At 56.4% G+C, this 26,206-nt stretch carries 24 protein-coding genes; 10 read left to right on the top strand and 14 right to left on the bottom strand.

Features of this window, described 5'->3' with window-relative positions; all coding sequences use genetic code 11:
• Positions 1–15: 15 nt before the first annotated feature.
• From ACM6IR_RS23070 to rpmH, 14 genes are all read right to left on the bottom strand, one after another.
• Positions 16–552 carry a F0F1 ATP synthase subunit delta gene (locus ACM6IR_RS23070; RefSeq protein ID WP_027926211.1) on the bottom strand — a complete coding sequence of 179 codons (537 nt, stop codon included), beginning with the start codon at positions 550–552 and terminating at the stop codon, positions 16–18.
• Between the two features lie 12 nt (positions 553–564).
• On the bottom strand, positions 565–1,035 hold the full coding sequence (locus ACM6IR_RS23065) for a F0F1 ATP synthase subunit B (protein ID WP_008027535.1): 471 nt from the start codon (positions 1,033–1,035) through the stop codon (positions 565–567).
• A 58-nt stretch (positions 1,036–1,093) separates the two neighbouring features.
• Positions 1,094–1,351, bottom strand: a complete 258-nt coding sequence (atpE, locus tag ACM6IR_RS23060; protein WP_019694395.1) for a F0F1 ATP synthase subunit C — start codon at positions 1,349–1,351, stop codon at positions 1,094–1,096.
• Between the two features lie 133 nt (positions 1,352–1,484).
• Positions 1,485–2,354, bottom strand: coding sequence for a F0F1 ATP synthase subunit A (gene atpB, locus ACM6IR_RS23055; protein WP_414909833.1), 870 nt, complete (start codon positions 2,352–2,354; stop codon positions 1,485–1,487).
• A gap of 16 nt (positions 2,355–2,370) precedes the next feature.
• Positions 2,371–2,778: a F0F1 ATP synthase subunit I gene (locus tag ACM6IR_RS23050; RefSeq protein ID WP_414909832.1), complete on the bottom strand. Its 408-nt coding sequence runs from the start codon at positions 2,776–2,778 to the stop codon at positions 2,371–2,373.
• A gap of 148 nt (positions 2,779–2,926) precedes the next feature.
• Positions 2,927–3,799, bottom strand: a complete 873-nt coding sequence (locus ACM6IR_RS23045; RefSeq protein ID WP_008027541.1) for a ParB/RepB/Spo0J family partition protein — start codon at positions 3,797–3,799, stop codon at positions 2,927–2,929.
• Positions 3,800–3,808: 9 nt separating this feature from the next.
• Entirely contained in the window at positions 3,809–4,606 is a 798-nt protein-coding gene (locus tag ACM6IR_RS23040; protein WP_007948095.1) for a ParA family protein, read from the bottom strand.
• Between the two features lie 18 nt (positions 4,607–4,624).
• Complete coding sequence (gene rsmG / locus ACM6IR_RS23035) at positions 4,625–5,269, bottom strand: 16S rRNA (guanine(527)-N(7))-methyltransferase RsmG (protein ID WP_414909831.1); 645 nt, start codon at positions 5,267–5,269, stop codon at positions 4,625–4,627.
• Positions 5,266–7,164: a tRNA uridine-5-carboxymethylaminomethyl(34) synthesis enzyme MnmG gene (gene mnmG / locus ACM6IR_RS23030; RefSeq protein WP_414909830.1), complete on the bottom strand. Its 1,899-nt coding sequence runs from the start codon at positions 7,162–7,164 to the stop codon at positions 5,266–5,268. The genes rsmG and mnmG overlap by 4 nt, the downstream gene beginning before the upstream one ends.
• 678 nt (positions 7,165–7,842) lie before the next feature.
• Complete coding sequence (gene mnmE / locus ACM6IR_RS23025; RefSeq protein ID WP_414909829.1) at positions 7,843–9,213, bottom strand: tRNA uridine-5-carboxymethylaminomethyl(34) synthesis GTPase MnmE; 1,371 nt, start codon at positions 9,211–9,213, stop codon at positions 7,843–7,845.
• Between the two features lie 79 nt (positions 9,214–9,292).
• Positions 9,293–10,978: a membrane protein insertase YidC gene (gene yidC, locus ACM6IR_RS23020; protein ID WP_414909828.1), complete on the bottom strand. Its 1,686-nt coding sequence runs from the start codon at positions 10,976–10,978 to the stop codon at positions 9,293–9,295.
• Between the two features lie 2 nt (positions 10,979–10,980).
• Positions 10,981–11,226, bottom strand: coding sequence for a membrane protein insertion efficiency factor YidD (gene yidD, locus ACM6IR_RS23015; RefSeq protein ID WP_414909827.1), 246 nt, complete (start codon positions 11,224–11,226; stop codon positions 10,981–10,983).
• Positions 11,219–11,620 (bottom strand): ribonuclease P protein component, encoded by a 402-nt coding sequence (gene rnpA / locus ACM6IR_RS23010; RefSeq protein WP_414909978.1) that lies wholly within the window; start codon positions 11,618–11,620, stop codon positions 11,219–11,221. The genes yidD and rnpA overlap by 8 nt, the downstream gene beginning before the upstream one ends.
• Positions 11,621–11,636: 16 nt before the next feature.
• Entirely contained in the window at positions 11,637–11,771 is a 135-nt protein-coding gene (gene rpmH, locus ACM6IR_RS23005; protein ID WP_003213577.1) for a 50S ribosomal protein L34, read from the bottom strand.
• A gap of 568 nt (positions 11,772–12,339) precedes the next feature.
• On the opposite strand from rpmH, the gene dnaA reads away from it, so the two are divergent.
• From dnaA to ddpC, 10 genes are all read left to right on the top strand, one after another.
• On the top strand, positions 12,340–13,857 hold the full coding sequence (dnaA, locus tag ACM6IR_RS23000) for a chromosomal replication initiator protein DnaA (protein WP_414909826.1): 1,518 nt from the start codon (positions 12,340–12,342) through the stop codon (positions 13,855–13,857).
• A 39-nt stretch (positions 13,858–13,896) separates the two neighbouring features.
• Positions 13,897–15,000 (top strand): DNA polymerase III subunit beta, encoded by a 1,104-nt coding sequence (gene dnaN, locus ACM6IR_RS22995; protein ID WP_414909825.1) that lies wholly within the window; start codon positions 13,897–13,899, stop codon positions 14,998–15,000.
• Positions 15,001–15,019: 19 nt separating this feature from the next.
• A complete protein-coding gene (recF, locus tag ACM6IR_RS22990; RefSeq protein ID WP_414909824.1) occupies positions 15,020–16,123 on the top strand; it encodes a DNA replication/repair protein RecF in 1,104 nt (367 codons plus the stop codon).
• Between the two features lie 5 nt (positions 16,124–16,128).
• Complete coding sequence (gene gyrB, locus ACM6IR_RS22985; RefSeq protein ID WP_414909823.1) at positions 16,129–18,546, top strand: DNA topoisomerase (ATP-hydrolyzing) subunit B; 2,418 nt, start codon at positions 16,129–16,131, stop codon at positions 18,544–18,546.
• A 486-nt stretch (positions 18,547–19,032) separates the two neighbouring features.
• The gene (locus ACM6IR_RS22980) at positions 19,033–20,745 is read left to right on the top strand and encodes a diguanylate cyclase domain-containing protein (RefSeq protein ID WP_414909822.1); all 1,713 of its coding nucleotides are present in this window, start codon (positions 19,033–19,035) and stop codon (positions 20,743–20,745) included.
• A 258-nt stretch (positions 20,746–21,003) separates the two neighbouring features.
• Positions 21,004–21,864, top strand: a complete 861-nt coding sequence (locus tag ACM6IR_RS22975) for a MurR/RpiR family transcriptional regulator (RefSeq protein ID WP_414909821.1) — start codon at positions 21,004–21,006, stop codon at positions 21,862–21,864.
• 37 nt (positions 21,865–21,901) lie between these two features.
• Positions 21,902–22,441: a D-alanyl-D-alanine dipeptidase gene (ddpX, locus tag ACM6IR_RS22970; RefSeq protein WP_414909820.1), complete on the top strand. Its 540-nt coding sequence runs from the start codon at positions 21,902–21,904 to the stop codon at positions 22,439–22,441.
• Between the two features lie 207 nt (positions 22,442–22,648).
• Positions 22,649–24,229: an ABC transporter substrate-binding protein gene (locus ACM6IR_RS22965; RefSeq protein WP_414909819.1), complete on the top strand. Its 1,581-nt coding sequence runs from the start codon at positions 22,649–22,651 to the stop codon at positions 24,227–24,229.
• 75 nt (positions 24,230–24,304) lie between these two features.
• A complete protein-coding gene (locus ACM6IR_RS22960; protein WP_414909818.1) occupies positions 24,305–25,321 on the top strand; it encodes an ABC transporter permease in 1,017 nt (338 codons plus the stop codon).
• A gap of 1 nt (position 25,322) precedes the next feature.
• A complete protein-coding gene (ddpC, locus tag ACM6IR_RS22955; protein ID WP_414909817.1) occupies positions 25,323–26,204 on the top strand; it encodes a D,D-dipeptide ABC transporter permease in 882 nt (293 codons plus the stop codon).
• Positions 26,205–26,206 lie beyond the last annotated feature (2 nt).

The raw sequence follows: 26,206 nt of genomic DNA, 5'->3' as shown, positions 1-26,206 counted from the left end.
GCTGCCCCTTCAAACTCAAGATTTCAATGCTTCGGCAAGATTCGCGAGTTTGCCGCGAATCGAGCCATCGATTACCAGGTCGCCGGCGCGAATGATGACACCACCAATAAGGGCGGCATCCTCCGCAACTTGCAGGCGCACTTCCCGGTTGAGTCGTGCACTGAGAACCTTGGCGAGTTTGTCTTGCTGTTCTTGGTTCAATGCAAAAGCACTGGTGACTTCAACATCTACCGACTTCTCTTGTTCGGCCTTATACAGGTCAAACAGAGCGGCGATCTCCGGCAACAGCGGGAGACGGTCGTTTTCGGCAACGACGTTAATGAAGTTCTGTGCCTTGGCATCAAACTTGTCGCCGCACACGTCAATAAACGTGGCGGCCTTGTTTGCGCTCGTCAGTCGCGGGGCCTTGAGCACGCGCTGCATGGTGTCGTCTTGCGACACTGCTGCAGCCAGGCCGAGCATGGCTGACCAAGAGGCCAGTTGCTGGTGGGCCTGGGCGTGCTCGAAGGCTGCCTTAGCGTAAGGTCGGGCCAACGTGGTCAATTCTGCCATGATCGCCCTCGCTTAAATTTCAGCAGCCAGTTTGTTTACCAGCTCCGCGTGCGCGTTTTGATCGATTGTGGCACCCAGGATCTTCTCGGCGCCGCCAACGGCCAGAGCACCCAATTGGGCACGCAGCGCGTCTTTGACACTGTTCAGTTCCTGCTCGATCTCGGCCTGAGCCTGAACCTTCACACGGTCAGCGTCGATACGGGCTTTTTCAACAGCCTCTTCAACGATCTGGTTACCGCGTTTCTTGGCTTGCTCAATGATTTCGGCTGCCTGAGCCTTAGCTTCGCGCAGTTGTTGACCCGCTTTATCTTGGGCCAATTCCAGGTCGCGAGCTGCTCGGGCGGCAGCGTCCAGTCCATCCGCGATCTTCTTCTGACGTTCGTGCAAAGCCGCGATGACCGGAGGCCACACGAACTTCATGCAAAACAGTACAAAAATGAAGAACGCAACGGACTGGCCAATCAGGGTTGCATTAATGTTCACGCCAACACCTCGCTCGTTCGTTGTCCATCAGACTTGCTCAACTCGAAAATCCGAGTGATTAGTGAGCGAGTTGACCAACGAAAGGGTTCGCAAAGGTGAAGAACAGAGCGATACCAACGCCGATCATGGTTACGGCGTCGAGCAGACCGGCAACGATGAACATTTTGACTTGCAGCATTGGAACCATTTCTGGTTGACGCGCTGCGCCTTCCAGGAACTTGCCGCCCAACAGGCCGAAACCAATTGCGGTACCCAGTGCGCCCAGGCCGATCAACAGTGCAACAGCGATAGCGGTTAGACCAACTACAGTTTCCATCTTTCCTCCCGACTTTTACGTCGTATGGTTTAGGTTTTTTAGATTTTAAAGCGGTAAAACAAATCGTTTCATAGCCCTGTTCGGGCACCCACTCGTTTGACCGAGTGGGACATCAGACTAGTCGAGACTGGTCTTAATGGTTCTCTTCGTGCGCCATCGACAGGTAGATGATGGTCAGAATCATGAAGATGAACGCTTGCAGGGTGATGATCAGGATGTGGAATACAGCCCACGCCCATTGCAGCACAATGCCCAGACCGCCAAGCCAGAGCAGGCCGCTGCCGAACATCACGGCGATCAGGATAAACACCAGCTCGCCAGCGTACATGTTGCCGAACAGACGCAGTGCCAGCGAAATTGGCTTGGCAATCAGCGTCACGAACTCCAGCAGGAAGTTCACCGGAATCAGCAGGGCTTGCAGGAAAATGTTCTTGCTGCCGAACGGGTGCAGGGTCAGTTCGCCGATGAAGCCGCCGAGGCCCTTGATCTTGATGCTGTAGAAAATGATCAGCGCGAACACCGAGAAGGCCATGGCCAGCGTTGCGTTCGGGTCGGTGGTCGATACGGCACGGAACGGGATCTCGTGGTTGCCGGAAATAGCCGCGGCCAGTTGCGGGATCCAGTCGACCGGTACCAGGTCGATGGCGTTCATCATGAACACCCAGACGAAAACCGTCAGCGCCAGCGGAGCAACTACCGGGCTACGGCCGTGGAAGCTGTCCTTCACGGCGCTATCGACGAATTCAACCATCACTTCAACGAAGTTCTGCAAAGCACCCGGTACACCGGAAGTCGCCTTCTTCGCCGCCATGCGGAAAAGAAGAACGAAGATCAGACCCAACGCAACAGACCAGCCGAGGGTATCGACGTGGAATGCCCAGAAGCCCATTGCCTTGGCTTCTGCTGCGGTGTGGGCAAAGCCCCAGCCGCCGGTAGGTAACTGACCGAAGGTCAGGTTCATCAAGTGGTGCTGGATATAGCCCGAAGCGGTTTCTGCTGCCATGGTTGCCTCAAACGCCCTAAGGTCTCGAAAGTCTTGTTTTCATAAGCAGGGGTGCGAACCAGCTGACCAGTTGGGTCAACACGAAGACGCCGAATACAGCTAACGGCGCCAATGGCTTCACACCTGCAAACGTCAATGCAAAGAGCACTGCCGTCAAAATCAGTTTGCCCGCCTCGCCGGCATAAAAAGACCGGACGATGGCTTGAGCTGCTCGGGCGCCGGAAAACCGAAATGCCCTGTGAGCGAAATAAACATTGGGCAGCAAGGCTATCAGGCCTCCGCAGAGTCCTGAGTACCCGGCTACGACTCCATGCCATTGCCAGAGCGCCAAAGCGGCAATCAGCAAAACGACAAATTGAGCCATTAACACCGGAAAAACTGCCAGGCGATGGAACGGCAAGCGGTTTGGCGTGCGGCTGTCCATCACTAATGCTCCCCAATGATCGGCTGCCATAATTCAATAACTTGGCATAATTTGTGCCGACAAAATGCGCGCAGAGTATAGGGGCGGATCTGCCCCTATTCAACTGTCAGGTAGTGATTTCCGCCTGCACGCTACATGAGGAAATGTTTCAACGAATGTGTGCAAGTACACCCTGAAGCTCATCGAGGGAGTTGTACCCAATGACCAACTGCCCTTTCCCCTTCTTACCGTGGCGGATCTGCACCGCAGAGCCTAAACGCTCAGCCAGACGCTGCTCGAGTCGGGCGATATCCGGGTCCGGCTTTACCGGTTCAGCAGGTTCTTGTTTGCCACTCAACCACTGGCGAACCAGTGCTTCAGTCTGGCGCACCGTCAGCCCCCGTGCGACAACATGTCGCGCCCCTTCAACCTGTTGATTTTCCGGCAAACCAAGCAAAGCACGCGCATGACCCATTTCCAGGTCACCGTGGGACAACATGGTTTTGATGACTTCCGGCAACGCGATCAAGCGTAGCAGGTTGGCCACAGTCACGCGGGATTTGCCCACCGCTTCGGCCACTTGTTGCTGAGTCAGCTGGAATTCCTGCTGCAATCGCTGCAGAGCTACCGCTTCTTCAATCGGATTCAGGTCTTCGCGCTGGATGTTCTCGATCAGCGCCATGGCGATCGCGGTTTCATCCGGTACATCGCGAACCATTGCCGGGATGGTTTCCTGGCCAGCCTGCTGGCTGGCGCGCCAGCGACGTTCGCCAGCGATGATTTCGAAGCGACCGCTGCCGATCGGACGAACCACGATCGGCTGCATCACGCCCTGGGCCTTGATCGACTGCGCCAGTTCTTCCAGCGCTTGAGGATCCATGTCCCGGCGTGGCTGGTACTTGCCGCGCTGGATCAGGTCCAGGGGCAGATGTTGCAGCTCACGCTGATCGGCTTGTACGGCTTGTTCTTCCAGCGAGCTGACAGTCGGACCGCTCAGCAGTGCATCCAGTCCACGTCCGAGACCTCGTTTCTTGACGGCCATGGGGATTCCTTAAGTTGCCTGAGCAGCGGCGGTGCGTGAGTTTTTGCGTTGACGGCGAACCATCTCGCCGGCCAATGCCAAATAGGCAATGGCGCCCCGCGATGATTTATCGTACGCCAGCGCTGGCATGCCATAGCTTGGTGCTTCGGCCAGGCGGATGTTGCGCGGAATCACGGTGTCGTAAAGCTGCTCGCCGAAGTGTTCCTTGAGCTGGGCCGACACGTCGTTCATCAGGCTCAATCGCGGGTCGTACATTGTCCGCAACAGGCCTTCGACTTTCAGGTTCGGGTTCAGCAGTTCGGCGATGCGCTTGATGTTATCCACAAGGTCGCTCAAACCTTCGAGCGCGAAGTACTCGCACTGCATGGGGATAATCACCCCATCAGCGGCGACCAATGCGTTGAGCGTCAGCATCGACAGCGACGGCGGGCAGTCGATCAAAATGTAATCGTAGTTTTCACGGATCGGCGCCAACGCACTGCGCAGACGGCTTTCCTTCATCTGCATTTCCAGCAGAACCACTTCGGCCGCGGTCAGGTCACGGTTTGCCGGCAACAGCTGGTAACCACCGTGTTCGGAGAAGTGCATGGCCTGGGCCAGATCGCATTCGCCGATCAGCAAGTCGTAGACCGAATTTTCCAGACCGTGTTTATCCACACCGCTACCCATGGTGGCGTTGCCCTGTGGATCGAGATCGATCAACAGCACCCGACGCTTGGTAGCGACCAGGGAAGCTGCGAGGTTGATGCAGGTGGTGGTTTTACCCACACCACCCTTTTGGTTCGCAATCGCGAATACCTTAGCCATTCTTGCTTGTGTTCCCAATCATGCCGTGCGGCGCAGTATCAGCAGATGGCGTTGGCCTTGGCAACCAGGTACAGCCAGGGCGTGTTCGCTATCGAGGTGGAAGTCTGTCGGCAATGCTACCAGCTCATCGGCGGGATGAACGCCCTTCATTGCCAGCCAGCGTGTATCGGCGTCACCGAGGTGGCGAGTCCAGTTGCTGAAGTTCTCCATGCTGCTGAACGCCCGGGAAATAATCCCGTTGAAAGGCTGTGCAGGCTGGAAGGCTTCGACGCGGCTGTGGATAACTTGCAGGTTATCCAGTTTGAGTTCGAGTTTGACCTGGGTCAGGAAGCGGGTTTTCTTGCCGTTGCTGTCCAGGCAGGTCACTTGGGACTCTGGAAACAGGATCGCCAATGGAATACCCGGCATGCCGCCGCCACTGCCGACGTCCAGCCAACGGCCATTCTCGACGAACGACATCACGCTCAAACTATCGAGCAGGTGCCGGGACACCATTTCGTCTGGATCGCGCACGGCGGTGAGGTTGTAAGCCTTGTTCCATTTTATCAACAGGGCCAGATAACCCAGCAGCTGCGCGTGCTGGGCGTCTGTCAGTGTGACACCCAGCTGGCGAGCACCTGTGGATAACTCTTCTGCGTGTTGCGAGGTGACCAACGAACTCAAGCGCTTTGCTCCAACTGACGGCCCGCGCCGCGTTTTTTCAAATGAATCATCAACAGCGAAATCGCTGCCGGCGTAACGCCCGGAATGCGTGACGCCTGGCCCAAAGTCTCTGGACGGGTCGCACCGAGCTTGCTCTGGATCTCTTTGGAGAGACCGGAAATGTTTGTGTAATCGATATCCACAGGCAGTTTTGTGTCTTCGCTGGCGCGCAGTCGGGCGATTTCATCCTGTTGGCGATCGATGTAACCGGCATATTTGGTCTTGATTTCGACCTGCTCGGCGACTTGTGGATCTTCTGCGCCCCCACCGGTTACGGAGATCAGACCAGCGTAGTCGATTTCCGGACGGCTCAGCAGGTTGAGCAAATTGTATTCGTGGGTCAGTGGCGTACCGAATTTCTCGGAAATGGCATCGCCCTGCTCGGTGCCCGGACGAACCCAGGTACTTTTCAGGCGTTGCTCTTCCAGATCAATGCTTTCACGTTTCTTGCAAAAGGCCGCCCAACGCGCGTCGTCGACCAGACCCAATTCGCGACCTTTTTCGGTCAAGCGCAGGTCGGCGTTGTCTTCACGCAAGATCAAACGGTACTCGGCACGGGAGGTGAACATGCGGTACGGCTCTTGTGTACCGAGCGTAATCAGGTCGTCGACCAACACACCGATATACGCTTCATCGCGGCGTGGACACCAGGCATCTTTGCCCTGTGCACGCAGTGCCGCATTGGCCCCGGCCAGCAAACCCTGGGCGCCGGCTTCTTCGTAACCGGTGGTGCCGTTGATTTGCCCGGCGAAAAACAGACCGCCAATCACTTTGGTTTCCAGGCTGTACTTCAGGTCACGTGGGTCGAAGTAGTCGTACTCGATGGCGTAGCCCGGCCGAACAATGTGTGCGTTTTCCATGCCGCGGATCGATTGCACGATCTGCAATTGCACATCGAACGGCAAGGATGTGGATATCCCGTTCGGGTACAGCTCATTGGTGGTCAAGCCTTCCGGCTCGATGAAGACCTGATGGCTTTCCTTGTCGGCAAAGCGGTGGATCTTGTCTTCGATCGAAGGGCAATAACGCGGGCCGATGCCTTCGATCAACCCAGCGTCGGAATACATCGGCGAACGGTCGAGGTTCGCAGCGATGATTTCGTGGGTGCGGGCGTTGGTGTGGGTAATCCAGCAGCTCACCTGTTTCGGATGTTGCTCTTTGGACCCCATGAACGACATCACCGGGATCGGTGTATCGCCTGCTTGCTCGGTCATTACCGAGAAATCCACCGATCGACCGTCAATACGCGGCGGTGTCCCGGTTTTCAGGCGACCGACACGCAATGGCAATTCACGCAGACGGTGAGCCAGGGCTATCGATGGCGGATCACCGGCGCGACCACCGGAATAATTCTGCATGCCGATGTGGATAAGTCCACCGAGGAAGGTGCCAGTGGTCAACACCACGGAATCTGCGAAGAAACGCAGGCCCATTTGGGTGACAACACCACGCACTTGTTCCTGCTCGACGATCAGGTCGTCAGCAGCCTGTTGAAATATCCACAGGTTCGGCTGGTTCTCCAACGCTTCGCGGACAGCGGCTTTGTACAAGACCCGGTCTGCCTGAGCGCGGGTTGCACGCACGGCCGGGCCTTTGCGGCTGTTCAACACGCGGAACTGAATTCCGCCTTTGTCGGTAGCCATGGCCATCGCGCCACCCAGGGCGTCAATTTCCTTGACCAGGTGGCTTTTGCCGATCCCACCAATGGCGGGGTTGCAGCTCATGGCGCCGAGGGTTTCCACGTTATGCGTCAGCAACAGGGTTTTTGCCCCCATACGTGCTGACGCCAGTGCTGCCTCGGTACCGGCATGACCGCCGCCGATGACGATCACTTCAAAACGGGAAGGGAAATCCACCACGCACCTCGTGCCTGCTTAAGTAGGTAATTCAGGAATAGTTTGAGCCCGGGTTTCTGGACCAGGTCGGCAAGTATAGGGACTTCGCCCTTCCTAAAGAACCCTTTGCACAAAATTTAACCAGCTGTGGAGAAGTCGGGGTTATAGAAATTAAAAAGAGAGAAATTTATTAAATCTTTGTTTTTATGTTTATTTCTACTGAGGCACATTTCTGTGGATAGATCTATGCAGGCCTTTATATTCAATATGTACAGAGATTCAAAACCCTGTGGTCATCTGCCAAGGAGGCCCTTGGATAACCGGTTTAAGCCTGTGGATGAAAGGGATGGTTATCCACAGAGGCGGTTATCTTCAGTTTTGAGGCCCTGTTATCAACTGCCCTTAGTGGCAGTTATTCACAGGGCTTAATCCACAGAAAAGCAGCGAATGAGCAAATCCCGGGCACGGAAATTCCGCTCAAGCAGAAAAAATCAGCTCGGCACTGGTAGAAAATTTAAGAGAAAGGAAGAAACAGACAGGCTCGAATGGCTAATGCCTGGCAGTCGAGCGAACGCTGACCCTTGTAGGAGCGAGCATGCTCGCGATGGACGTTAACGATAACGCGTGTTTGCTGGATAAACGCGTCACCCTCAGGTCCATCGCGAGCAAGCTCGCTCCTACATGTGGACAACGGAAGGGTTATTTACCGATGCAGAAGCTGGAAAAGATCCGTCCAAGCAGGTCATCGGAGCTGAATGCCCCGGTGATTTCACCCAAAGCGTGTTGAGCCTGACGTAAATCTTCAGCCAGTAGTTCACCAGCACCCGCCAGGGTCAGCTGCGCACGCCCATGCTCAAGGGAGGCGCTGGCATGACGCAGCGCCTCAAGGTGACGCCTGCGAGCGCTGAAGCTGCTTTCCGACGTCTGTTCGTAGCCCATGCAGGCCTTGAGGTGGTCACGCAGCAGTTCCAGTCCATTGCCGGCAGATTTCGCACTGAGGCTGATGGTGACGTGGCCATCCTCGCTAACTTCCAGGGCAATCGGTTCCCCCGTCAGGTCAGCCTTGTTACGGATCAGGGTGACCTTGGCTGGATCCGGGCGAGTTTCCAGAAACTCCGGCCATAATGCGAAAGGATCAAGCGCCTCCGGTGCAGTGGCATCGACCACCAACAACACTCGATCGGCCTCGCCGATGGCTTTCAACGCCCGTTCGACGCCGATTTTCTCCACATGGTCATCCGTATCCCGCAGGCCTGCAGTGTCTACTACGTGCAGTGGCATCCCATCGATGTGGATATGTTCGCGAAGAATGTCCCGGGTGGTGCCGGCAATCTCAGTCACGATTGCCGCTTCACGGCCGGCCAGGGCGTTCAGCAAGCTGGATTTACCGGCGTTGGGCCGGCCGGCGATCACCACCGTCATGCCGTCACGCAACAAGGCACCCTGCCCGGCTTCTCGAAGCACGGTGGATAACTCGTCACGCACTTTGTCGAGCATGCTCAGCACGTGGCCATCGGCAAGGAAGTCGATTTCTTCTTCGGGAAAGTCGATCGCCGCTTCGACATAGATCCGCAGGCCAATCAGTTGCTCGGTCAGGTTATGCACACGTGCAGAGAACGCTCCCTGCAAGGAACGCAGGGCATTTCGTGCCGCCTGTGCAGAACTCGCTTCAATCAGGTCGGCGATAGCCTCGGCCTGGGCCAGATCAAGTTTGTCGTTGAGGAAGGCGCGTTCGCTGAATTCCCCAGGCCGGGCCAGCCGACAGCCCAGTTCCAGACAACGTTTGAGCAGCATATCCAGAACAACCGGGCCGCCATGGCCCTGGAGTTCCAGGACATCTTCACCGGTGAACGAGTTGGGCCCCGGAAAATACAGCGCGATGCCTTGGTCCAATACCTCATCGTTATCACTGAGGAACGGGCCGTAGTGGGCAAATCGTGGCTTGAGTTCGCGACCGCTGAAGGCCTTGGCTGCAACGCTCGCGAGTGGTCCCGAAATACGGACAATGCCTACACCGCCGCGACCTTGAGCGGTGGCGACGGCAGCGATGGTTTCACGAGGAACGCTCATAAACCGGTATCCAGACAAAAGTGACAGATAGCAAAACGCCCCACTAGGGGGCGTCTTGAGTGGTTATCCACAGTGTAAATCAAGCGGTTGCTTTAGTAGCTCGTTCGATTTTACGGGTGATGTACCACTGTTGGGTGATGGACAGGCAGTTGTTCACTACCCAATACAGCACCAGACCAGCCGGGAACCACAGGAAGAAGAAGGTGAAGATGATCGGCATCAACTTCATTACCTTGGCCTGCATCGGATCCGGAGGTGTCGGGTTCAACTGCTGCTGGATGAACATGGTGGCGCCCATGATGATCGGCAGAATGAAGAACGGGTCCTTGATCGACAGGTCAGTAATCCACAGCATGAAAGGCGCCTGGCGCATTTCAACGCTTTCCAGCAGAACCCAGTACAGCGAAAGGAAAACCGGCATCTGCACGACGATTGGCAAGCAGCCACCCAGCGGATTGATCTTCTCTTTCTTGTACAGCTCCATCATGGCTTGCGACATTTTCTGCCGGTCGTCGCCGTGTTGCTCTTTCAGCGCGGCCAGTTTCGGTGCCACTGCGCGCATACGCGCCATGGATTTGTAGCTGGCAGCCGACAGCGGGAAGAAGATCCCTTTGATCAGCATGGTCAGGAAGATGATCGACCAACCCCAGTTACCGATAATCGCGTGAATGTGTTGCAGCAACCAGAAGATTGGCTGGGCAATGAACCACAAAATGCCGTAGTCGACGGTCAGTTCCAGACCTGGGGACAACTGTTTCAGCACCGCCTGGCTTTTCGGGCCGGCGTACAGAACAGCGCTGACTTCAGCTTTTGCACCCGGCGCCACAGTCAATGCAGGCGCTGTGTAACCGATGATGTAGTTGCCTTTGCTGTCTTTACGGGTCTGGACGACGTTGTTTTCGCCCTTCGCCGGAATCCACGCGGTCACGAAGTAGTGTTGCAACCAGGCAACCCAACCACCGTTTACGGTTTCTTTCAGCTGAGCCTTGTCCATGTCCTTCATCGACACTTTCTTGTACGGCTCGTTACTTGTCCACAGGGCGGCGCCCAGGTAAGTCGCGGTGCCGGTGGCAGTGCTGGAAGAAGGATCGGAGCTGGCGTCGCGCTTCAATTGCGCGAACATCGCACCCGACCAAGGCTTGGCGCTTTCGTTGTCGATCAAGTAGGAAACGGTTACGTCATACAGGCCGCGTTTCAGTGTGAAACGCTTGATGTAATTGACGCCGTCCTTGCTGAACTTCAGGTCCACGACCAATTGGTCCTGACCGTCAGCCAGTTGATAGATCTTCTTCTCCGAGGAGTAAACCGGACGACCGGCAGGACTTGCGTCCGGACCATCGGTGCCGATCAAGCCGCTTTGAGCCAGATAAGTCCGCTCGTTGCCGTTATCGAACAGCTGGAATGGAATTTCCGGATGGTCCTGGCGACGTGGATACAGCGGCAGCGTCAACTGGGCAACATCGCCACCTTGTGGATCGATAGCCAGGTTGAGCACATCCGTTTTGATCTGGATGAGATCTTTGCTTACAGCTACTGGTGTTTCAGCAGGTGCAGTGGCACTGGTATCGCTTGCGGCGCGTGGAATGTCGTCACTGACAGAAGCATTATTGCCAGTCGCCGTGTCCGGTAGGCCCGGTGCGGTAGTACTGGAAGCAACATTCTGAGTCGGCAAGGCAGCCTGGCCATAGTCCTGGTTCCATTTAAGAACCATAACGTAGGACACGATTGCCAGGGCGACGATCAGGATCGTGCGTTTGATATCCATGATTACTCGGCCATCGAAGAAGAACGGGAGGTAGGGATAGATGGAACCGGGTCATAACCACCGGGATTCCACGGATGACAGCGACCTAAACGACGAAAGGCCAGCCAGCCACCGCGCAGAAGGCCATGATTTTCTATGGCTTCATACGCGTAGCAGGAACAACTGGGGTAGAAACGACAGTGATTGGCCATCAAAGGACTAATGGCATAGCGATAAAACTGGATCGGAGCGAGTGCCAGTTTACGCATCGGGACTGTCTACCCCTACAGTTTCGGCTTTGACTGCTGGTACCGGCGAGCTACGTGCCAGACGCTTCCAGAGTTTGCCGAAATGCTGAATCAATTCGGGGTTTTCTACGTCACCCAAACCTTTGCGCGCGACGATAACGATGTCCCAACCGACCAGTGAATCCTGGTGCAGACGGAACGATTCGCGCATCAGACGTTTGAGGCGATTGCGCTCGACGGAGAGCTTTACGCTCTTTTTCCCGATAACCAGCCCGAGACGGGGGTGATCAAGATCGTTGTTGCGCGCAAGGAGCAGGAGATTTTTCCCCGGAACCTTGCCGGTAGGGGAGTCAAAGACTGCCTTGAATTGCCGGGGGGTAAGCAAACGCTTTTCCCGACTGAAGTCCTGACTCACCTCCAGTGCCGGATTATCAAACTGCCAGACGCGCACGACCTTTGGCGCGACGACGCGACAGGACGGCACGACCGTTCTTGGTAGCCATGCGAGCACGGAAACCGTGGGTACGAGCGCGTTTGATAGTGCTTGGTTGGAAAGTACGTTTCATTGTCGTGTTACCTGGTTCGTCCACAACGGGCCGGAATGGCCCCCGTTTTAAGAGACCGGGGATTCTAGAGAAAGCAAGCCTCTAGGTCAATTTCCAACCAGCGTTTCCTTATAAATAGATCTCCAGAGGATTTGCCCGTCCGCAGGTCCTTCGCTAGATATAGAAATAAAGAAGGGAATTATTTAAAGCTTTTCTGTAAAGCTTATAAAAGCTAGGGCGGCCATCCTCTGTGGATAACTGTATCGGGCCCTTATAGACCGTGATGTACAGAGAATGACAACTACGGTGGAAAACGGTGTTCAGCCTGTGCTGCGCTGTCGGATAAGCTGTGTGTGAAAAGGCTAGTTATCCACAAGCCAGTTATCCACCGAGTTTCCCCCCTACTTGTGCAACGACCTTAGACCCGGTTATCCACAGAGCTTATACACAGACCATTGGTCGTCTTTTTTTCCCATAAATCGTGGATTCTTCTTAATGGGTGACAAACCTACGTGTGGATAAGTCGGCGCCCGGTCGCTACAATGGCCGCTTGTTTTTGCCTCACCGGCTTTCAACTTAGGGGATATCCGTGTCAGTGGAACTTTGGCAGCAGTGCGTGGAGCTTTTGCGCGATGAGCTGCCTGCCCAACAATTCAACACTTGGATCCGTCCACTACAGGTCGAAGCCGAAGGCGACGAGTTGCGTGTCTACGCACCGAATCGTTTTGTTCTCGACTGGGTTAATGAAAAGTACCTGGGCCGCGTCCTGGAACTGCTGGATGAGCATGGCAATGGCATGGCGCCTGCGCTTTCCTTATTAATAGGCAGCAAACGCAGTTCGGCACCGCGCGCTGCGCCTAACGCACCATTGGCCGCTGCAGCCTCCCAGGCTCAGGCGGCTCAAGTGCCTGTCAGCTCTACGCCTGCCCCGGTAGCCACTCAGACCAAGCGTTCGACGCAAAAAGTGGCCGAGGTCAGTGAAGAGCCGTCTCGCGACAGCTTCGACCCCATGGCCGGCGCCAGCTCGCAGCAAGCCCCGGTTCGTTCCGAGCAGCGCACCGTGCAGGTAGAAGGTGCGCTCAAGCACACCAGCTACCTGAACCGTACCTTCACTTTTGAGAACTTCGTTGAGGGTAAGTCCAACCAATTGGCCCGGGCCGCGGCCTGGCAAGTGGCGGACAACCCCAAGCACGGTTACAACCCGCTCTTCCTTTATGGCGGCGTCGGCCTGGGTAAGACCCACTTGATGCACGCTGTGGGTAACCATCTATTAAAGAAGAATCCGAATGCGAAGGTCGTGTACCTGCATTCCGAGCGTTTCGTGGCTGACATGGTCAAGGCGCTGCAACTGAATGCGATCAACGAGTTCAAGCGCTTCTACCGTTCGGTGGACGCCCTGCTGATCGATGACATTCAGTTCTTCGCCCGCAAGGAACGGTCCCAGGAAGAGTTTTTCCACACCTTCAACGCTTTGCTTGAAGGTGGCCAGCAGGTCATTCTCACGAGTGACCGCTACCCGAAAGAAATCGAAGGCCTTGAAGAGCGCCTCAAGTCCCGCTTTGGCTGGGGCCTGACGGTAGCCGTCGAGCCGCCGGAGCTGGAAACCCGCGTTGCGATCTTGATGAAAAAGGCTGATCAGGCCAAAGTCGATCTGCCCCACGACGCGGCGTTTTTCATTGCCCAACGTATTCGTTCCAACGTCCGTGAGCTGGAAGGCGCACTCAAACGCGTCATCGCTCACTCACACTTCATGGGCCGCGACATCACGATCGAGCTGATTCGCGAATCCCTGAAAGACTTGTTGGCACTGCAAGACAAACTGGTCTCTGTGGATAACATTCAGCGCACCGTCGCCGAGTACTACAAGATCAAGATCTCCGACCTGCTGTCCAAGCGTCGTTCGCGCTCGGTCGCCCGTCCGCGTCAGGTGGCCATGGCCTTGTCCAAAGAGCTGACTAACCATAGCCTGCCAGAAATCGGCGATGTGTTTGGTGGCCGCGATCACACGACTGTTTTGCACGCCTGCCGCAAGATCAACGAACTTAAGGAATCCGACGCGGACATCCGCGAGGACTACAAGAACCTGCTGCGTACACTGACTACTTGATGAACACCAGCGCAGCTTATTAAGGCAAGGGACTAGACCATGCATTTCACCATTCAACGCGAAGCCCTGTTGAAACCCCTGCAACTGGTCGCAGGCGTCGTCGAGCGCCGACAGACCTTGCCGGTGCTCTCCAACGTGCTGCTGGTTGTCGAAGGCCAGCAACTGTCGCTGACCGGTACCGACCTGGAAGTCGAGCTGGTCGGTCGTGTGCAACTCGAAGAACCGGCTGATCCAGGTTCCATCACCGTGCCTGCGCGCAAGCTGATGGACATCTGCAAGAGCTTGCCGAACGACGCGCTGATCGACATCAAGGTCGACGAGCAGAAGTTGGTTGTGAAGGCTGGCCGTAGCCGCTTCACCTTGTCGACTCTGCCGGCGAACGATTTCCCGACGGTTGAAGAAGGTCCTGGTTCGCTGACCTGCAGCCTTCAGCAAAGCAAACTGCGTCGTTTGATCGAACGCACCAGCTTCGCCATGGCCCAACAGGATGTGCGTTATTACCTGAACGGTATGCTGCTTGAAGTCTCGGCGGGCATTATTCGCGCCGTGGCCACCGACGGTCACCGTCTGGCCATGTGCTCGATGCAGGCTGATATCGGTCAGCCGGATCGCCACCAGGTGATCGTGCCGCGCAAGGGTATCCTTGAGCTGGCGCGCCTGCTGACCGAACCGGACGGCCTCGTCAGCATCGTATTGGGTCAACATCACATCCGTGCGACCACCGGCGAATTCACTTTCACTTCGAAACTGGTCGACGGCAAATTCCCTGATTACGAGCGCGTACTTCCCAAAGGCGGTGACAAGCTTGTGCTGGGCGATCGCCAGGCCCTGCGTGAAGCCTTCAGCCGTACCGCGATTCTGTCCAACGAGAAGTACCGCGGTATCCGTTTGCAACTGGCCAATGGTCAGCTGAAGATCCAGGCGAACAACCCGGAGCAGGAAGAAGCGGAAGAAGAAGTGGGCGTTGAGTACAACGGCGGCTCGCTGGAAATCGGCTTCAACGTGAGCTATTTGCTCGACGTGCTCGGCGTGATGACCACCGAGCAGGTTCGGCTGATTCTGTCCGACTCTAACAGCAGTGCGCTGGTGCAAGAGTCCGACAACGACGACTCGGCTTACGTTGTCATGCCGATGCGTCTGTAATCATGCCAGCAGAAGCTAGATGTCCTTAAGTCGCGTCTCGGTCACCGCGGTGCGCAATCTGCACCCGGTGACCTTCTCCCCCTCCCCCCGCATCAACATTCTTTACGGCGCCAACGGCAGCGGCAAAACCAGTGTTCTGGAGGCCATTTACCTGCTGGGGCTTGCCCGTTCGTTTCGTAGCACCCGTCTGTTGCCGGTTATCCAGTATGAGCAACTGGCCTGTACGGTGTTTGGTCAGGTGGAGTTGGCTGAGGGGGGACATAGCGCATTGGGCATTTCGCGCGACCGCCAAGGGGAATTCCAGATCCGTATCGACGGGCAGAACGCCCGCAGTGCGGCGCAGCTGGCAGAGATCCTGCCATTACAGTTGATCAACCCCGACAGTTTCCGCTTGCTGGAAGGTGCACCGAAGATTCGTCGGCAGTTTCTCGACTGGGGCGTGTTCCACGTGGAACCGCGATTCATGTCCACTTGGCAGCGCTTGCAGAAGGCCCTGCGCCAGAGAAACTCTTGGCTGCGACATGGTACACTTGACGCCGTTTCGCAAGCGGTTTGGGACAGAGAACTGTGCCAGGCCAGCGCTGAAATAGATGAATACCGCCGCGCTTATATCAAAGCCTTGAAACCAGTCTTTGAACAGACCTTGAGCGAATTGGTTGAGCTTGAGGGTTTGACGCTCAGCTATTACCGAGGCTGGGACAAAGACCGGGAATTGAGTGCAGTGCTCGCTGGGTCCGTTCAGCGGGATCAGCAAATGGGTCATACCCAGGCCGGACCACAACGCGCTGATTTGCGTCTTAGGTTGGGCGCACATAACGCCGCCGACATCTTGTCCCGCGGACAGCAGAAGTTGGTGGTCTGTGCATTGCGGATTGCCCAAGGGCATTTGGTTAGCCAGGCCCGACGCGGCCAGTGTATTTATCTGGTGGATGACCTGCCGTCCGAACTGGATGAGCAACATCGCCGCGCGCTTTGCCGCTTGCTGGAAGACTTACGCTGCCAGGTGTTTATCACCTGTGTAGATCACGAATTATTGAGGGAAGGCTGGCAGACGGAAACGCCAGTCGCTTTGTTCCACGTGGAACAGGGCCGTATCACCCAGACCCACGACCATCGGGAGTGAAGGCATTGAGCGAAGAAAATACGTACGACTCAACGAGCATTAAAGTGCTGAAAGGCCTGGATGCCGTACGCAAACGTCCCGGTATGTACATTGGTGACACCGACGATGGCAGCGGTCTGCACCACATGGTGTTCGAGGTGGTCGATAACTCGATCGACGAAGCGCTCGCCGGCCACTGCGATGACATCAGCATCATCATCCATCCGGACGAATCCATCACCGTTCGCGACAACGGTCGTGGCATTCCGGTAGACGTGCACAAAGAAGAAGGCGTTTCGGCAGCCGAGGTCATCATGACCGTGCTGCACGCCGGCGGTAAGTTCGATGACAACTCCTACAAAGTATCCGGCGGCTTGCACGGTGTAGGTGTATCGGTTGTGAACGCCCTGTCTGAAGAGCTGGTCCTGACCGTTCGCCGTAGCGGCAAGATCTGGGAACAGACGTATATCCACGGTGTTCCGAAAGAACCGATGAAAATCGTCGGTGAAAGTGAATCCACCGGTACCCAGATTCATTTCAAACCGTCCGACCTGACCTTCAAGAATATCCACTTCAGCTGGGACATCCTGGCCAAGCGGATTCGTGAACTGTCCTTCCTCAACTCCGGTGTCGGCATCGTCCTCAAGGACGAGCGTAGCGGCAAGGAAGAGCTGTTCAAATACGAAGGCGGCCTGCGTGCATTCGTTGAGTACCTGAACACCAACAAGACCCCGGTCAACCAGGTGTTCCACTTCAACATCCAGCGTGAAGACGGCATCGGCGTAGAAATCGCCCTGCAATGGAACGACAGCTTCAACGAGAACCTGTTGTGCTTCACCAACAACATTCCGCAGCGCGACGGCGGTACTCACCTGGTGGGTTTCCGTTCCGCACTGACACGTAACCTGAACACCTACATCGAAGCCGAAGGTCTGGCGAAAAAGCACAAAGTCGCCACCACCGGTGACGACGCCCGTGAAGGCCTGACCGCGATCATCTCGGTGAAAGTGCCGGATCCGAAGTTCAGCTCCCAGACCAAAGACAAGCTGGTTTCTTCCGAAGTGAAGACCGCGGTCGAACAGGAAATGGGCAAGTACTTCTCCGACTTCCTGTTGGAAAACCCGAACGAAGCCAAACTGGTCGTTGGCAAGATGATCGATGCGGCTCGCGCTCGTGAAGCGGCGCGTAAAGCCCGTGAGATGACCCGTCGCAAAGGCGCGCTGGATATTGCCGGCCTGCCGGGAAAACTGGCTGACTGCCAGGAAAAAGACCCTGCCCTCTCCGAACTGTACCTCGTGGAAGGTGACTCTGCTGGCGGCTCCGCCAAGCAGGGACGTAACCGTAAGACCCAAGCCATCCTGCCGCTGAAAGGCAAGATTCTGAACGTCGAGAAGGCGCGTTTCGACAAGATGATCTCTTCGCAGGAAGTGGGCACCTTGATCACCGCGCTGGGCTGCGGCATTGGCCGCGACGAGTACAACATCGCGAAGCTGCGTTACCACAACATCATCATCATGACCGATGCTGACGTCGACGGTTCGCACATCCGTACCCTGCTGCTGACCTTCTTCTTCCGTCAGTTGCCAGAGCTGATCGAACGCGGCTACATCTACATCGCTCAGCCACCGCTGTACAAGGTCAAGAAAGGCAAGCAAGAGCAATACATCAAAGACGACGACGCCATGGAAGAGTACATGACGCAATCGGCCCTGGAAGATGCAAGCCTGCACCTGAACGAGGAAGCCCCGGGTATTTCCGGACCGGCCCTCGAGCGTCTGGTGAATGACTTCCGCCTGGTAATGAAGACTCTGAAGCGTCTGTCGCGCCTGTACCCCCAGGAATTGACCGAGCACTTCATCTACCTGCCAGCAGTGAGCATGGAGCAACTGTCCGATCATGCAGCGATGCAGGATTGGATGGCCAAGTACGAAGTCCGTCTGCGCACCGTCGAGAAATCCGGTCTGGTCTACAAAGCCAGTCTGCGTGAAGACCGTGAACGTAACGTCTGGCTTCCAGAGGTCGAACTGATCTCCCACGGTTTGTCGAACTACATCACCTTCAACCGCGACTTCTTCGGCAGCAACGATTACAAGACTGTTGTGTCCCTGGGCGCTCAACTGAGCACCTTGCTGGACGAAGGCGCGTACATCCAGCGCGGCGAGCGCAAGAAGCCGGTCACCGAGTTCAAGGAAGCACTTGAATGGCTGATGGCTGAAAGCACCAAGCGTCATACCATCCAGCGATACAAAGGTCTGGGTGAAATGAACCCGGATCAGCTGTGGGAAACCACTATGGACCCAAGCCAGCGCCGGATGCTCAAAGTGACCATCGAAGACGCCATTGGCGCGGACCAGATCTTCAACACCCTGATGGGTGATGCGGTCGAACCTCGTCGTGACTTCATCGAAAGCAACGCCCTGGCGGTTTCCAACCTGGATTTCTGATTCAGGTGTAGGTTCACAAAATAGTTGCTCATTTTCACAAATAGTTGAATCCACGGGTTCACGCAAAAAGGCCAATTCTCTGAATTGGCCTTTTTTGTGCTTGGAAAATCGATCCCTGCCCTTCTGCAAGACAAGGTTGCTGGGGAGCAATGCATCTTGGGACTGCCGAAGAAGGCGCCTACCTGAGGACCGCTTACGTGAAGTAATTATCGGAGTTTTTGTAGGGCTGGCGCGAAGCTGTGTGTTGGCGTCGACGCCGAATTGACCCAGTTTCCGAGATATCACTGACCCGGTCTGATTCCTCGAGAACCATTACCTTTGCTGGATTTGTGCCGATTTGGAGGTGGGTTCGTCTTGCGTCAGCACGTGGGTCAATTCGGCGTTGGCGTCAACACGCTTGGAAACTTGCCCATAGTAGCGTCTGCGTCTGGGTAGCACAGTCAAGCGTGAAGACTCGTGACATGCCTCCACAATGGATACGATAAAGTGAATTTTAAAAGCATCAAAATCCGAATTGTCGCGCTCGGTGTCACGCTGCTCATGATCGGCATGCTGGCGCGCAATTTTGTAGCGCTGCCACTCATTCAGGAGCATGTGTATGAGCTGGTCGCTAGTCAGCAAATGTCCATCGCGACTTATGTCGCACGCGACATCGACAATAGCATTAGCTCGCGTCTGGCCTTCATCGACCGGTTGGCCGGCCAATTGCCGCCGGCGTTGGCTGGGCAACCGCTACAATTGCAGGCTTGGATCGAGGACCGGCAGCAAGTCAATCCGCTGTTCAACGGCGGTCTATTGGTGGTACGGCCAGACGGGAAGGGCCTGCTCGCAGAGTATTCAGCCACTCCTGGTCAGCGGCAACTCGACTTTGCGGCGACGGACTGGTTCCGTGCCGCTTTGCGCACGAACACATCGGTCATTGGCAGGCCGTCGCGCGAACACATGAACGGTAATCCAACGATCGTTTTCGCGGCACCGGTGCGCGATGGTGCAGGCGGCGTTGTAGCGGTGCTGGCAGGCATTGTGCAGATCAATCCACCGGGCTTTCTCGACCACATGCAGCTGACGCGACTGGGTGCAACCGGCGGCTTTCTGCTGATTTCGCCCGAGGACCATCAGTTTGTCGCGTCAAGCGACTTGGCCGTGACCCTCCAGCCAACGCCGCCCGGGGGCGATCTACTGCTTGATCGTGCAATGTCCGGTTATCACGGCAGCGGCATCGCTGTGAACGCCAAAGGCGTGAAGGAACTTTTCTCGGTTGTGACTGTGCCCAGCACCAACTGGCTTCTGGTTGCGCACATCTCGACCGAGGAGGCATTTCGTCCGATCGAGGCGGTGCGAAGTTTCATGTTCAAGGCCGGTATGGCCTTTCTGATCGCACTTGTCGCGATACTGTTCATTGCGCTGACGCGCATCCTGCGCCCGCTCACCGATGCTGCACATGCAATACGTGACATGGCCGATGGCAAGCTGGTACCGCTGCCGTTCGTCAACGAGGACGAGGTCGGCGAGTTGGTGAAAGGCTTCAATTTTCTTGTCGAGAATCTGCGCAAGGAAGAAGCGGCACGCGAGGCCAGCGAGGCTCAACTGAAGTTCTTGGCGCATCATGACTCGCTGACCGGGTTGTGCAATCGAGCGATGCTGGAAGACCGTCTGGAACATGCGCTGGCACGCGTCGAGCGCGACGGATCGCAAATCGCATTGCTGTTTTGCGACCTGGATGGCTTCAAAGCGATCAACGATCAGTATGGACATCATGCCGGCGATGCGGTGCTGCGTCAGACCGCCCATCGATTGAGTAACGGGCGGCGCAAGGTTGATACGGTGGCACGTTTGGGTGGCGACGAATTCGTCATCCTGCTTACTGGGCTCACCGATGTACGCACTACCGCGAACGTCGTTGCCCAGCAATGCCTGAAAGCGGTCAGCGAACCGTTCGAATTTGAAGGGAGAAAGCTTTTAGTTGGCATGTCGATTGGCATTGCGGCACACGCTGGGCGTGCGGTTACAGCGTCATATCTGATCGCACAGGCTGATATTGCGATGTATCAGGTCAAGAACAAAGGTAAGGGAAATATTTTCTTTATGGAGGTGGGTGGCGCCATCGACTCCAAATACCAGGCCGCAAGTCATGTGGCGATGCAGCCTACGCAATTGGAACCAAAAGACACACGCCTGTCGACGCTTACGCCGAATTGATCCAGTTGCCGAGATATCACTGAACCGGTCTGACTCCTCGCGAACCACTACCTTTGGTGGATTTGTGCCGATTTGAACGCGGGTTAATCTTGCGTCAGCACATGGGTCAATTCGGCATTGGCGTCAACACACTTGCCTGATAGCGCCCTAGGCGCCTGCTGAAAAAGGCATTGTGTTGTCTCGAAAACACATGTTATGTTTGTAACATTCATGCAAATAATGACATCTTAATAACAATCAACGTTCGGGGGCTCTGACATGTCTATGGAAAAGAACAGTTTCCTACAGTTGCTGGAGCAAGAGTTCTCCAGCCTGACCCCTACCGGCAAGCGCATCGCCAGCTATCTGTTGGGTAACCCAGAACAGCTGCCATTCGAGTCGGCCGACAGCATCGCGCAGCAGGCCTCCACCACCGGAATTTCTGTGGGGCGCTTTTTGCGATCCCTGGGTTACCAGAACATTGATGACGTTAAACAGAGTCTTCGAAGTGAAGCGCCGACGTCGTGGCTGATCACCGACCGCATTGCAGCCTTTCGTGCAGAAACCAACCAAGAAGACGCTCTCGACCGCTCCATGAATCGCGAGATCGAGGCCATTCAGCACGTCTATGGACAAGCGCGCAGCGATACCTTTGCCAACATCGTGCAGCGCATCCATGAAGCTGATGCAGTATTTATTCTCGGCATTCAGTCTACTCGCGGGATTCTCACAGCCTTTCAGAACCACCTTGAATACATTCGCCCCAAGGTCTACTACGTCGATGGCCTGTCAGGCATCTACGCAGAAACCCTGAACTCCGGCTTCGCCAATCCGTACGCCATCATTTCGGATTTCCGTGCTTATTCCAGCGTGACCCAGACCTTCTGCGAAGCGGCGGCAGACAACGACCTGCCACTGGCCCTGATCACCGACCTGCAATGCCCCTGGGCACGGGACTACCCACTGGATCTTTTACAGCTAAAAACCGATGTCGGTCAGTTCTGGGACTCCCTTGCACCGCTGGCCTGCCTGTTAAACCTCATTGTTTCGGCCGTCGCGGAGAAATACGGCGACCGTCTCGATGAACGCCTGGCCAAGAACCGTCAATTGCAAAAAACCTTCGGTCAGTTCGAAGGCTGATCCCATCGCCCCAACGAATTCCAATTGGAGTCATTGCGTGAACAACAGCCCTCTTGTAGAAATCGATGCCCAGCGCTATCAGGTGCAAATCGACCTGATCTACGCCGGTGCCGATAACCTGGCTGGAAAAGTGATTTACCCGAACACTCGTTGCCTGTTGCATCGTCAGGCTGCCGACTGTTTGATCAAGGCTAGCCAGATTGCGCGCCAGGCCGGGTTTACCCTGCGCATTTATGACGCCTACCGCCCACCCTACGCCCAGTTTCTGTTGTGGGAAGCGCTGCCAGACAGCGACTACGTGCGCGACCCGCACCTGGGCTCCCACCATAGCCGTGGTGTGGCGCTGGATGTGACCCTGGTGGGTGCCGATGGCGAGCCGCTGGATATGGGCACCGGATTTGACGCCATGGTAGAGAAATCCCATCAGTTCTACCCGGACCTGCCAGTCAACGTGCAACGCAATCGTCTGCTGTTGCTGGGGATCATGCTCGGTGCTGGTTTCCACGCAATTTCCACCGAATGGTGGCATTACGAACTACCGAATGCCGACGATTACCCATTGCTGGATGACGAGTAAGCAAGGCCCCAACGAAGCCAATCGAATCGCATCGACCCACCCACGAAACCAGGGAGTTTACAAAAGCAACACAGCGCAGCCCACGTTCAGTGCGGCTGATAACAACAATAAAGCACCGTGATTTACGCTTCACCTGCAACTGCCCGGTTATAGCTTTTATAAAAAACCTGACGTACTTCCATATATCGAATGATCAAGGAAACCGGCATGAACCCAATGAACACCGTGACCCGTAAAACCTTTCCAGGCGCCGGCAAACTGCTGCTGACCGTCCTGTGCAGTGCATTGAGCCTCGGCGCCTGGCAGGCCGCGACTGCGGCTGTACCAAAAGACACGCTGGTCATCGGCAAACCCGCTGATCCGCAAACCCTCGACCCGGCCGTGACCTTTGATAACAACGACTGGACCATCACCTACCCGTCCTATCAACGACTGGTCGGCTACAAGGTCGATGGCGACAAAAGCAGCACCGAAGTTCAGGGCGACCTGGCCGAGAGTTGGACCGTTTCCCCGGACAATCTGGTCTGGGAATTCAAAATCAAAGCTGGCAACAAATTCGACGACGGCGCCCAGGTTGATGCTGCCGCAGTGAAGTATTCCTTTGATCGCTTGATGACCCTCAAACAAGGGCCGTCCGGTGCCTTCCCCGAGGACATGGTGGTAGCGGTCATCGACCCACAGACCATCCGTTTCACTCTCAAGACGCCTTTCGCCCCGTTCCTGTATACCCTGGCCCACAACGGTGCCTCGATCGTCAACCCGGATGTGGTCAACAAGAGCTCCGACGTGAACGCCTGGTTGTCGAGCCACACCGCCGGCTCCGGCCCTTTCCGCTTGAGCAACTGGCAAAAAGGCCAGTCGTTGACCATGGAGCCAAACACCTATTTCGCCGGCCCGAAACCTGCGCTGAAAACCGTGTTGATCAAGATCATCGGTGAGCCGTCCGTGCGTCGCCTACAACTGGAACACGGTGACCTGGACATCATTGAAGATATGCCCGAAGACCAGCTTGGAGCGCTCGCGAGCAAGTCCGGTGTAGTGGTCAAGGAATTCCCGTCGCTGCGGGTAACCTACCTCTACCTCAACAACAAAAAGGGCCCGCTGACCAGCGTCGATGCTCGTCGTGCGATTACCGAAGCGGTGGACTACAACGGCATCGTCAAAGGCATTCTCAAGGACAAGGCCAAGCTGATGAACGGGCCGATCCCCGACGGCATGTGGGCTTACGACAGCTCGCTGCCGCCGATGAAGCAGGACATGGCAGCCGCCAAGGACAGCCTCGCCAAAGCACCGCAAAAAATCACCAACCTCAGCTACATGTACTCGGACAAGGATCCTAACTGGGAACCGATCGGCCTGACCCTGCAAGCAGCATTGGCTCCACTGGGTATCAATCTCAAGATGGAAAAACTCGCCAACGCCACCTTGCGTGAGCGCGTAGGCCAGGCGGACTACGACATCGCCGTCGGTGCCTGGAGCCCGGACTTTGCGGACCCGTACATGTTCATGAACTTCTGGTTCGACTCCAAAATGCAGGGCCTGCAAGGCAACCGCTCGTTCTACAGCAGCCCGGAAGTCGACAAGTTGATCCACGAAGCGGCTGCTAACAGCGACACCGCCAAGCGCGTTGAGCTTTACCAGACCGCGCAGAAAATGGTGCTCAAGGACAGCGTTTACGCCTACCTCTTTCAGAAGAACTACACCCTGCCGATGCGTGATTCGGTCAAGGGCTACGCGTTCAACCCCATGCTCGAAGGGGTGTTCAACCTGGGCAACATGAGCAAGTAAACCTGCTCCCTCGCGCTAGCCGTTCGCGGCTAGCGCGACTTCTGACTCTCGTCACTCGTGTTACCGAGGTGCCAAATGGCCTTCCTGACTTTGTTGCGCAAGCGCCTGCTCGGCCTGGTGTTGGTCGTGTTCGGTGTTTCGCTGATTACATTTGCAATTTCGCACTTGATCCCGGGTGATCCTGCCCGACTGATCGCCGGCGACCGGGCCAGCGATGCCTTGGTGGCCGGCATCCGTCACCAGTTGGGATTGGACCTGCCGTTGTATCAACAGTACGGTCGTTACCTGATGGATCTGCTGCACGGAGATCTGGGAACCTCGATCCGCACCAGCCGTCCCGTGCTGGAAGACTTGCAGGCGTTCTTTCCGGCCACTCTAGAACTGGCGCTGGTAGCGCTGGTGCTGGCGATCCTGGTCGGAGTGCCGCTGGGCGTGCTGTCAGCGGTCTACCATAACCGGGCCATTGACCAGATTGCTCGGACCCTTGCGGTCACCGGGATCTCCACCCCTGCCTTTTGGCTCGGCCTTGGCGCAATTGTTCTGTTCTACGGCCACCTGGGCTGGCTGCCCGGAGGTGGACGGTTGTCCGAAGGACTGGTACCTCCACCGACCATCACCGGTTTTTATCTGATCGACTCGCTGCTCGCCGGTGACGGCAGCTTGTTTCTCGATACCGTGGAGCACTTGATTCTACCTGCGACGACCTTGGGGTTCGTGACCTTGGGCGTCGTCGCACGGCAGATTCGTTCAGCCATGCTCGACCAATTGGGCGAGGACTACATCCGTACCGCGCGCGCCTATGGTCTGTCCCGCTGGACGGTGATCCTGCGCCACGCACTCCCCAATGCCCTGATCCCCTCGGTGACCGTTCTCGGGCTGACCCTCGGCGATCTGCTGTATGGCGCGGTACTGACCGAAACCGTGTTTGCCTGGCCCGGCATGGGCGCCTATGTCGTCAAGTCGATCCAGGCCCTGGATTTCCCGGCGGTGATGGGCTTCGCAATCCTGGTGTCGTTCATCTACGTACTGCTGAACATGGCCATCGATCTTTTGTATCGCGTGATCGACCCACGCATCGGCGAGGTGAATTGAAATGTCCGTAGCCCTGACGGCAGTGCGTCGCCCGCGCTGGAGCGAAAAACTGGCCTACCTGGCCTACCAGATCCGCCGCAGCCCGCTGACCATGGCGGGCTTGGCGATCACCTTTATCGTCTTGCTGTGCATGATCTTCGCCCCCTGGCTCGCCAGCCACGATCCCAATGCACTGAACCTCGCTGAACGCCTGGCGCCGCCGTCCGCCGAGCACTGGTTCGGTACCGATGAGGTCGGCCGAGACTTGTTCAGCCGCGTCTTGTTCGGCAGCCAACAGTCGGTGGGGGTCGGTCTGTTCGTGGCCTTTGCTTCGTGCTTTATCGGCGGCTTGTTGGGTTGTTTTTCCGGGGTGATCGGCGGGCGTTTCGACGCGCTGATCATGCGCCTGATGGACATCATGCTGTCGGTACCGTCACTGGTGCTGATTATGGCGCTGGCGGCTGCTTTGGGCGCAAGCCTGTTCAACGCGATGCTGGCGATCACCCTCGTGCGGATTCCGTCGTATGTGCGGCTGGCCCGTGGGCAAGCTTTGAGCATCCGGCAGATGGGTTACGTAAAAGCCGCCCAGACGTTCGGCGCGGGCCGCTGGCATATGGTGCACTGGCACGTGGCACGCAATGCCATGCCGCCGTTGCTGGTGCAACTGAGCCTTGACATCGGCAGTGCAATTCTCATGGCTTCAGCCCTGGGCTTTATCGGGCTGGGAGCGCAACAGCCTACGGCCGAATGGGGTGCAATGGTCGCCACTGGGCGCAACTACATCCTGGATAACTGGTGGTACTCGACCTTTCCAGGTCTGGCGATTCTGATCACGGCCACCGGCTTCAACCTGCTGGGTGATGGCGTGCGCGATCTGCTCGATCCACGGCAACAGGGGAAATGACA

It is taken from the genome of Pseudomonas sp. IT-P253, from assembly GCF_949768125.1.
In the GTDB taxonomy this organism is placed as follows: Bacteria; Pseudomonadota; Gammaproteobacteria; order Pseudomonadales; family Pseudomonadaceae; genus Aquipseudomonas.
This window is presented reverse-complemented; position numbering and strand designations above follow the sequence as displayed.

Bases quoted from the DNA above. Each gene is read 5' to 3' on its own strand.
- ddpC (WP_414909817.1), top strand. From the start codon at position 25,323: ATGTCCGTAGCCCTGACGGCAGTGCGTCGCCCGCGCTGGAGCGAAAAA.
- ACM6IR_RS22960 (WP_414909818.1), top strand. From the start codon at position 24,305: ATGGCCTTCCTGACTTTGTTGCGCAAGCGCCTGCTCGGCCTGGTGTTG.
- ACM6IR_RS23040 (WP_007948095.1), bottom strand. From the start codon at position 4,606: ATGGCTAAGGTATTCGCGATTGCGAACCAAAAGGGTGGTGTGGGTAAA.
- yidC (WP_414909828.1), bottom strand. From the start codon at position 10,978: ATGGATATCAAACGCACGATCCTGATCGTCGCCCTGGCAATCGTGTCC.
- ACM6IR_RS23050 (WP_414909832.1), bottom strand. From the start codon at position 2,778: ATGGACAGCCGCACGCCAAACCGCTTGCCGTTCCATCGCCTGGCAGTT.
- recF (WP_414909824.1), top strand. From the start codon at position 15,020: ATGTCCTTAAGTCGCGTCTCGGTCACCGCGGTGCGCAATCTGCACCCG.
- ACM6IR_RS23070 (WP_027926211.1), bottom strand. From the start codon at position 552: ATGGCAGAATTGACCACGTTGGCCCGACCTTACGCTAAGGCAGCCTTC.
- mnmE (WP_414909829.1), bottom strand. From the start codon at position 9,213: ATGAGCGTTCCTCGTGAAACCATCGCTGCCGTCGCCACCGCTCAAGGT.
- yidD (WP_414909827.1), bottom strand. From the start codon at position 11,226: ATGCGTAAACTGGCACTCGCTCCGATCCAGTTTTATCGCTATGCCATT.
- atpE (WP_019694395.1), bottom strand. From the start codon at position 1,351: ATGGAAACTGTAGTTGGTCTAACCGCTATCGCTGTTGCACTGTTGATC.
- ACM6IR_RS22965 (WP_414909819.1), top strand. From the start codon at position 22,649: ATGAACCCAATGAACACCGTGACCCGTAAAACCTTTCCAGGCGCCGGC.
- rpmH (WP_003213577.1), bottom strand. From the start codon at position 11,771: ATGAAACGTACTTTCCAACCAAGCACTATCAAACGCGCTCGTACCCAC.
- ACM6IR_RS23045 (WP_008027541.1), bottom strand. From the start codon at position 3,799: ATGGCCGTCAAGAAACGAGGTCTCGGACGTGGACTGGATGCACTGCTG.
- ACM6IR_RS22975 (WP_414909821.1), top strand. From the start codon at position 21,004: ATGTCTATGGAAAAGAACAGTTTCCTACAGTTGCTGGAGCAAGAGTTC.
- dnaN (WP_414909825.1), top strand. From the start codon at position 13,897: ATGCATTTCACCATTCAACGCGAAGCCCTGTTGAAACCCCTGCAACTG.
- atpB (WP_414909833.1), bottom strand. From the start codon at position 2,354: ATGGCAGCAGAAACCGCTTCGGGCTATATCCAGCACCACTTGATGAAC.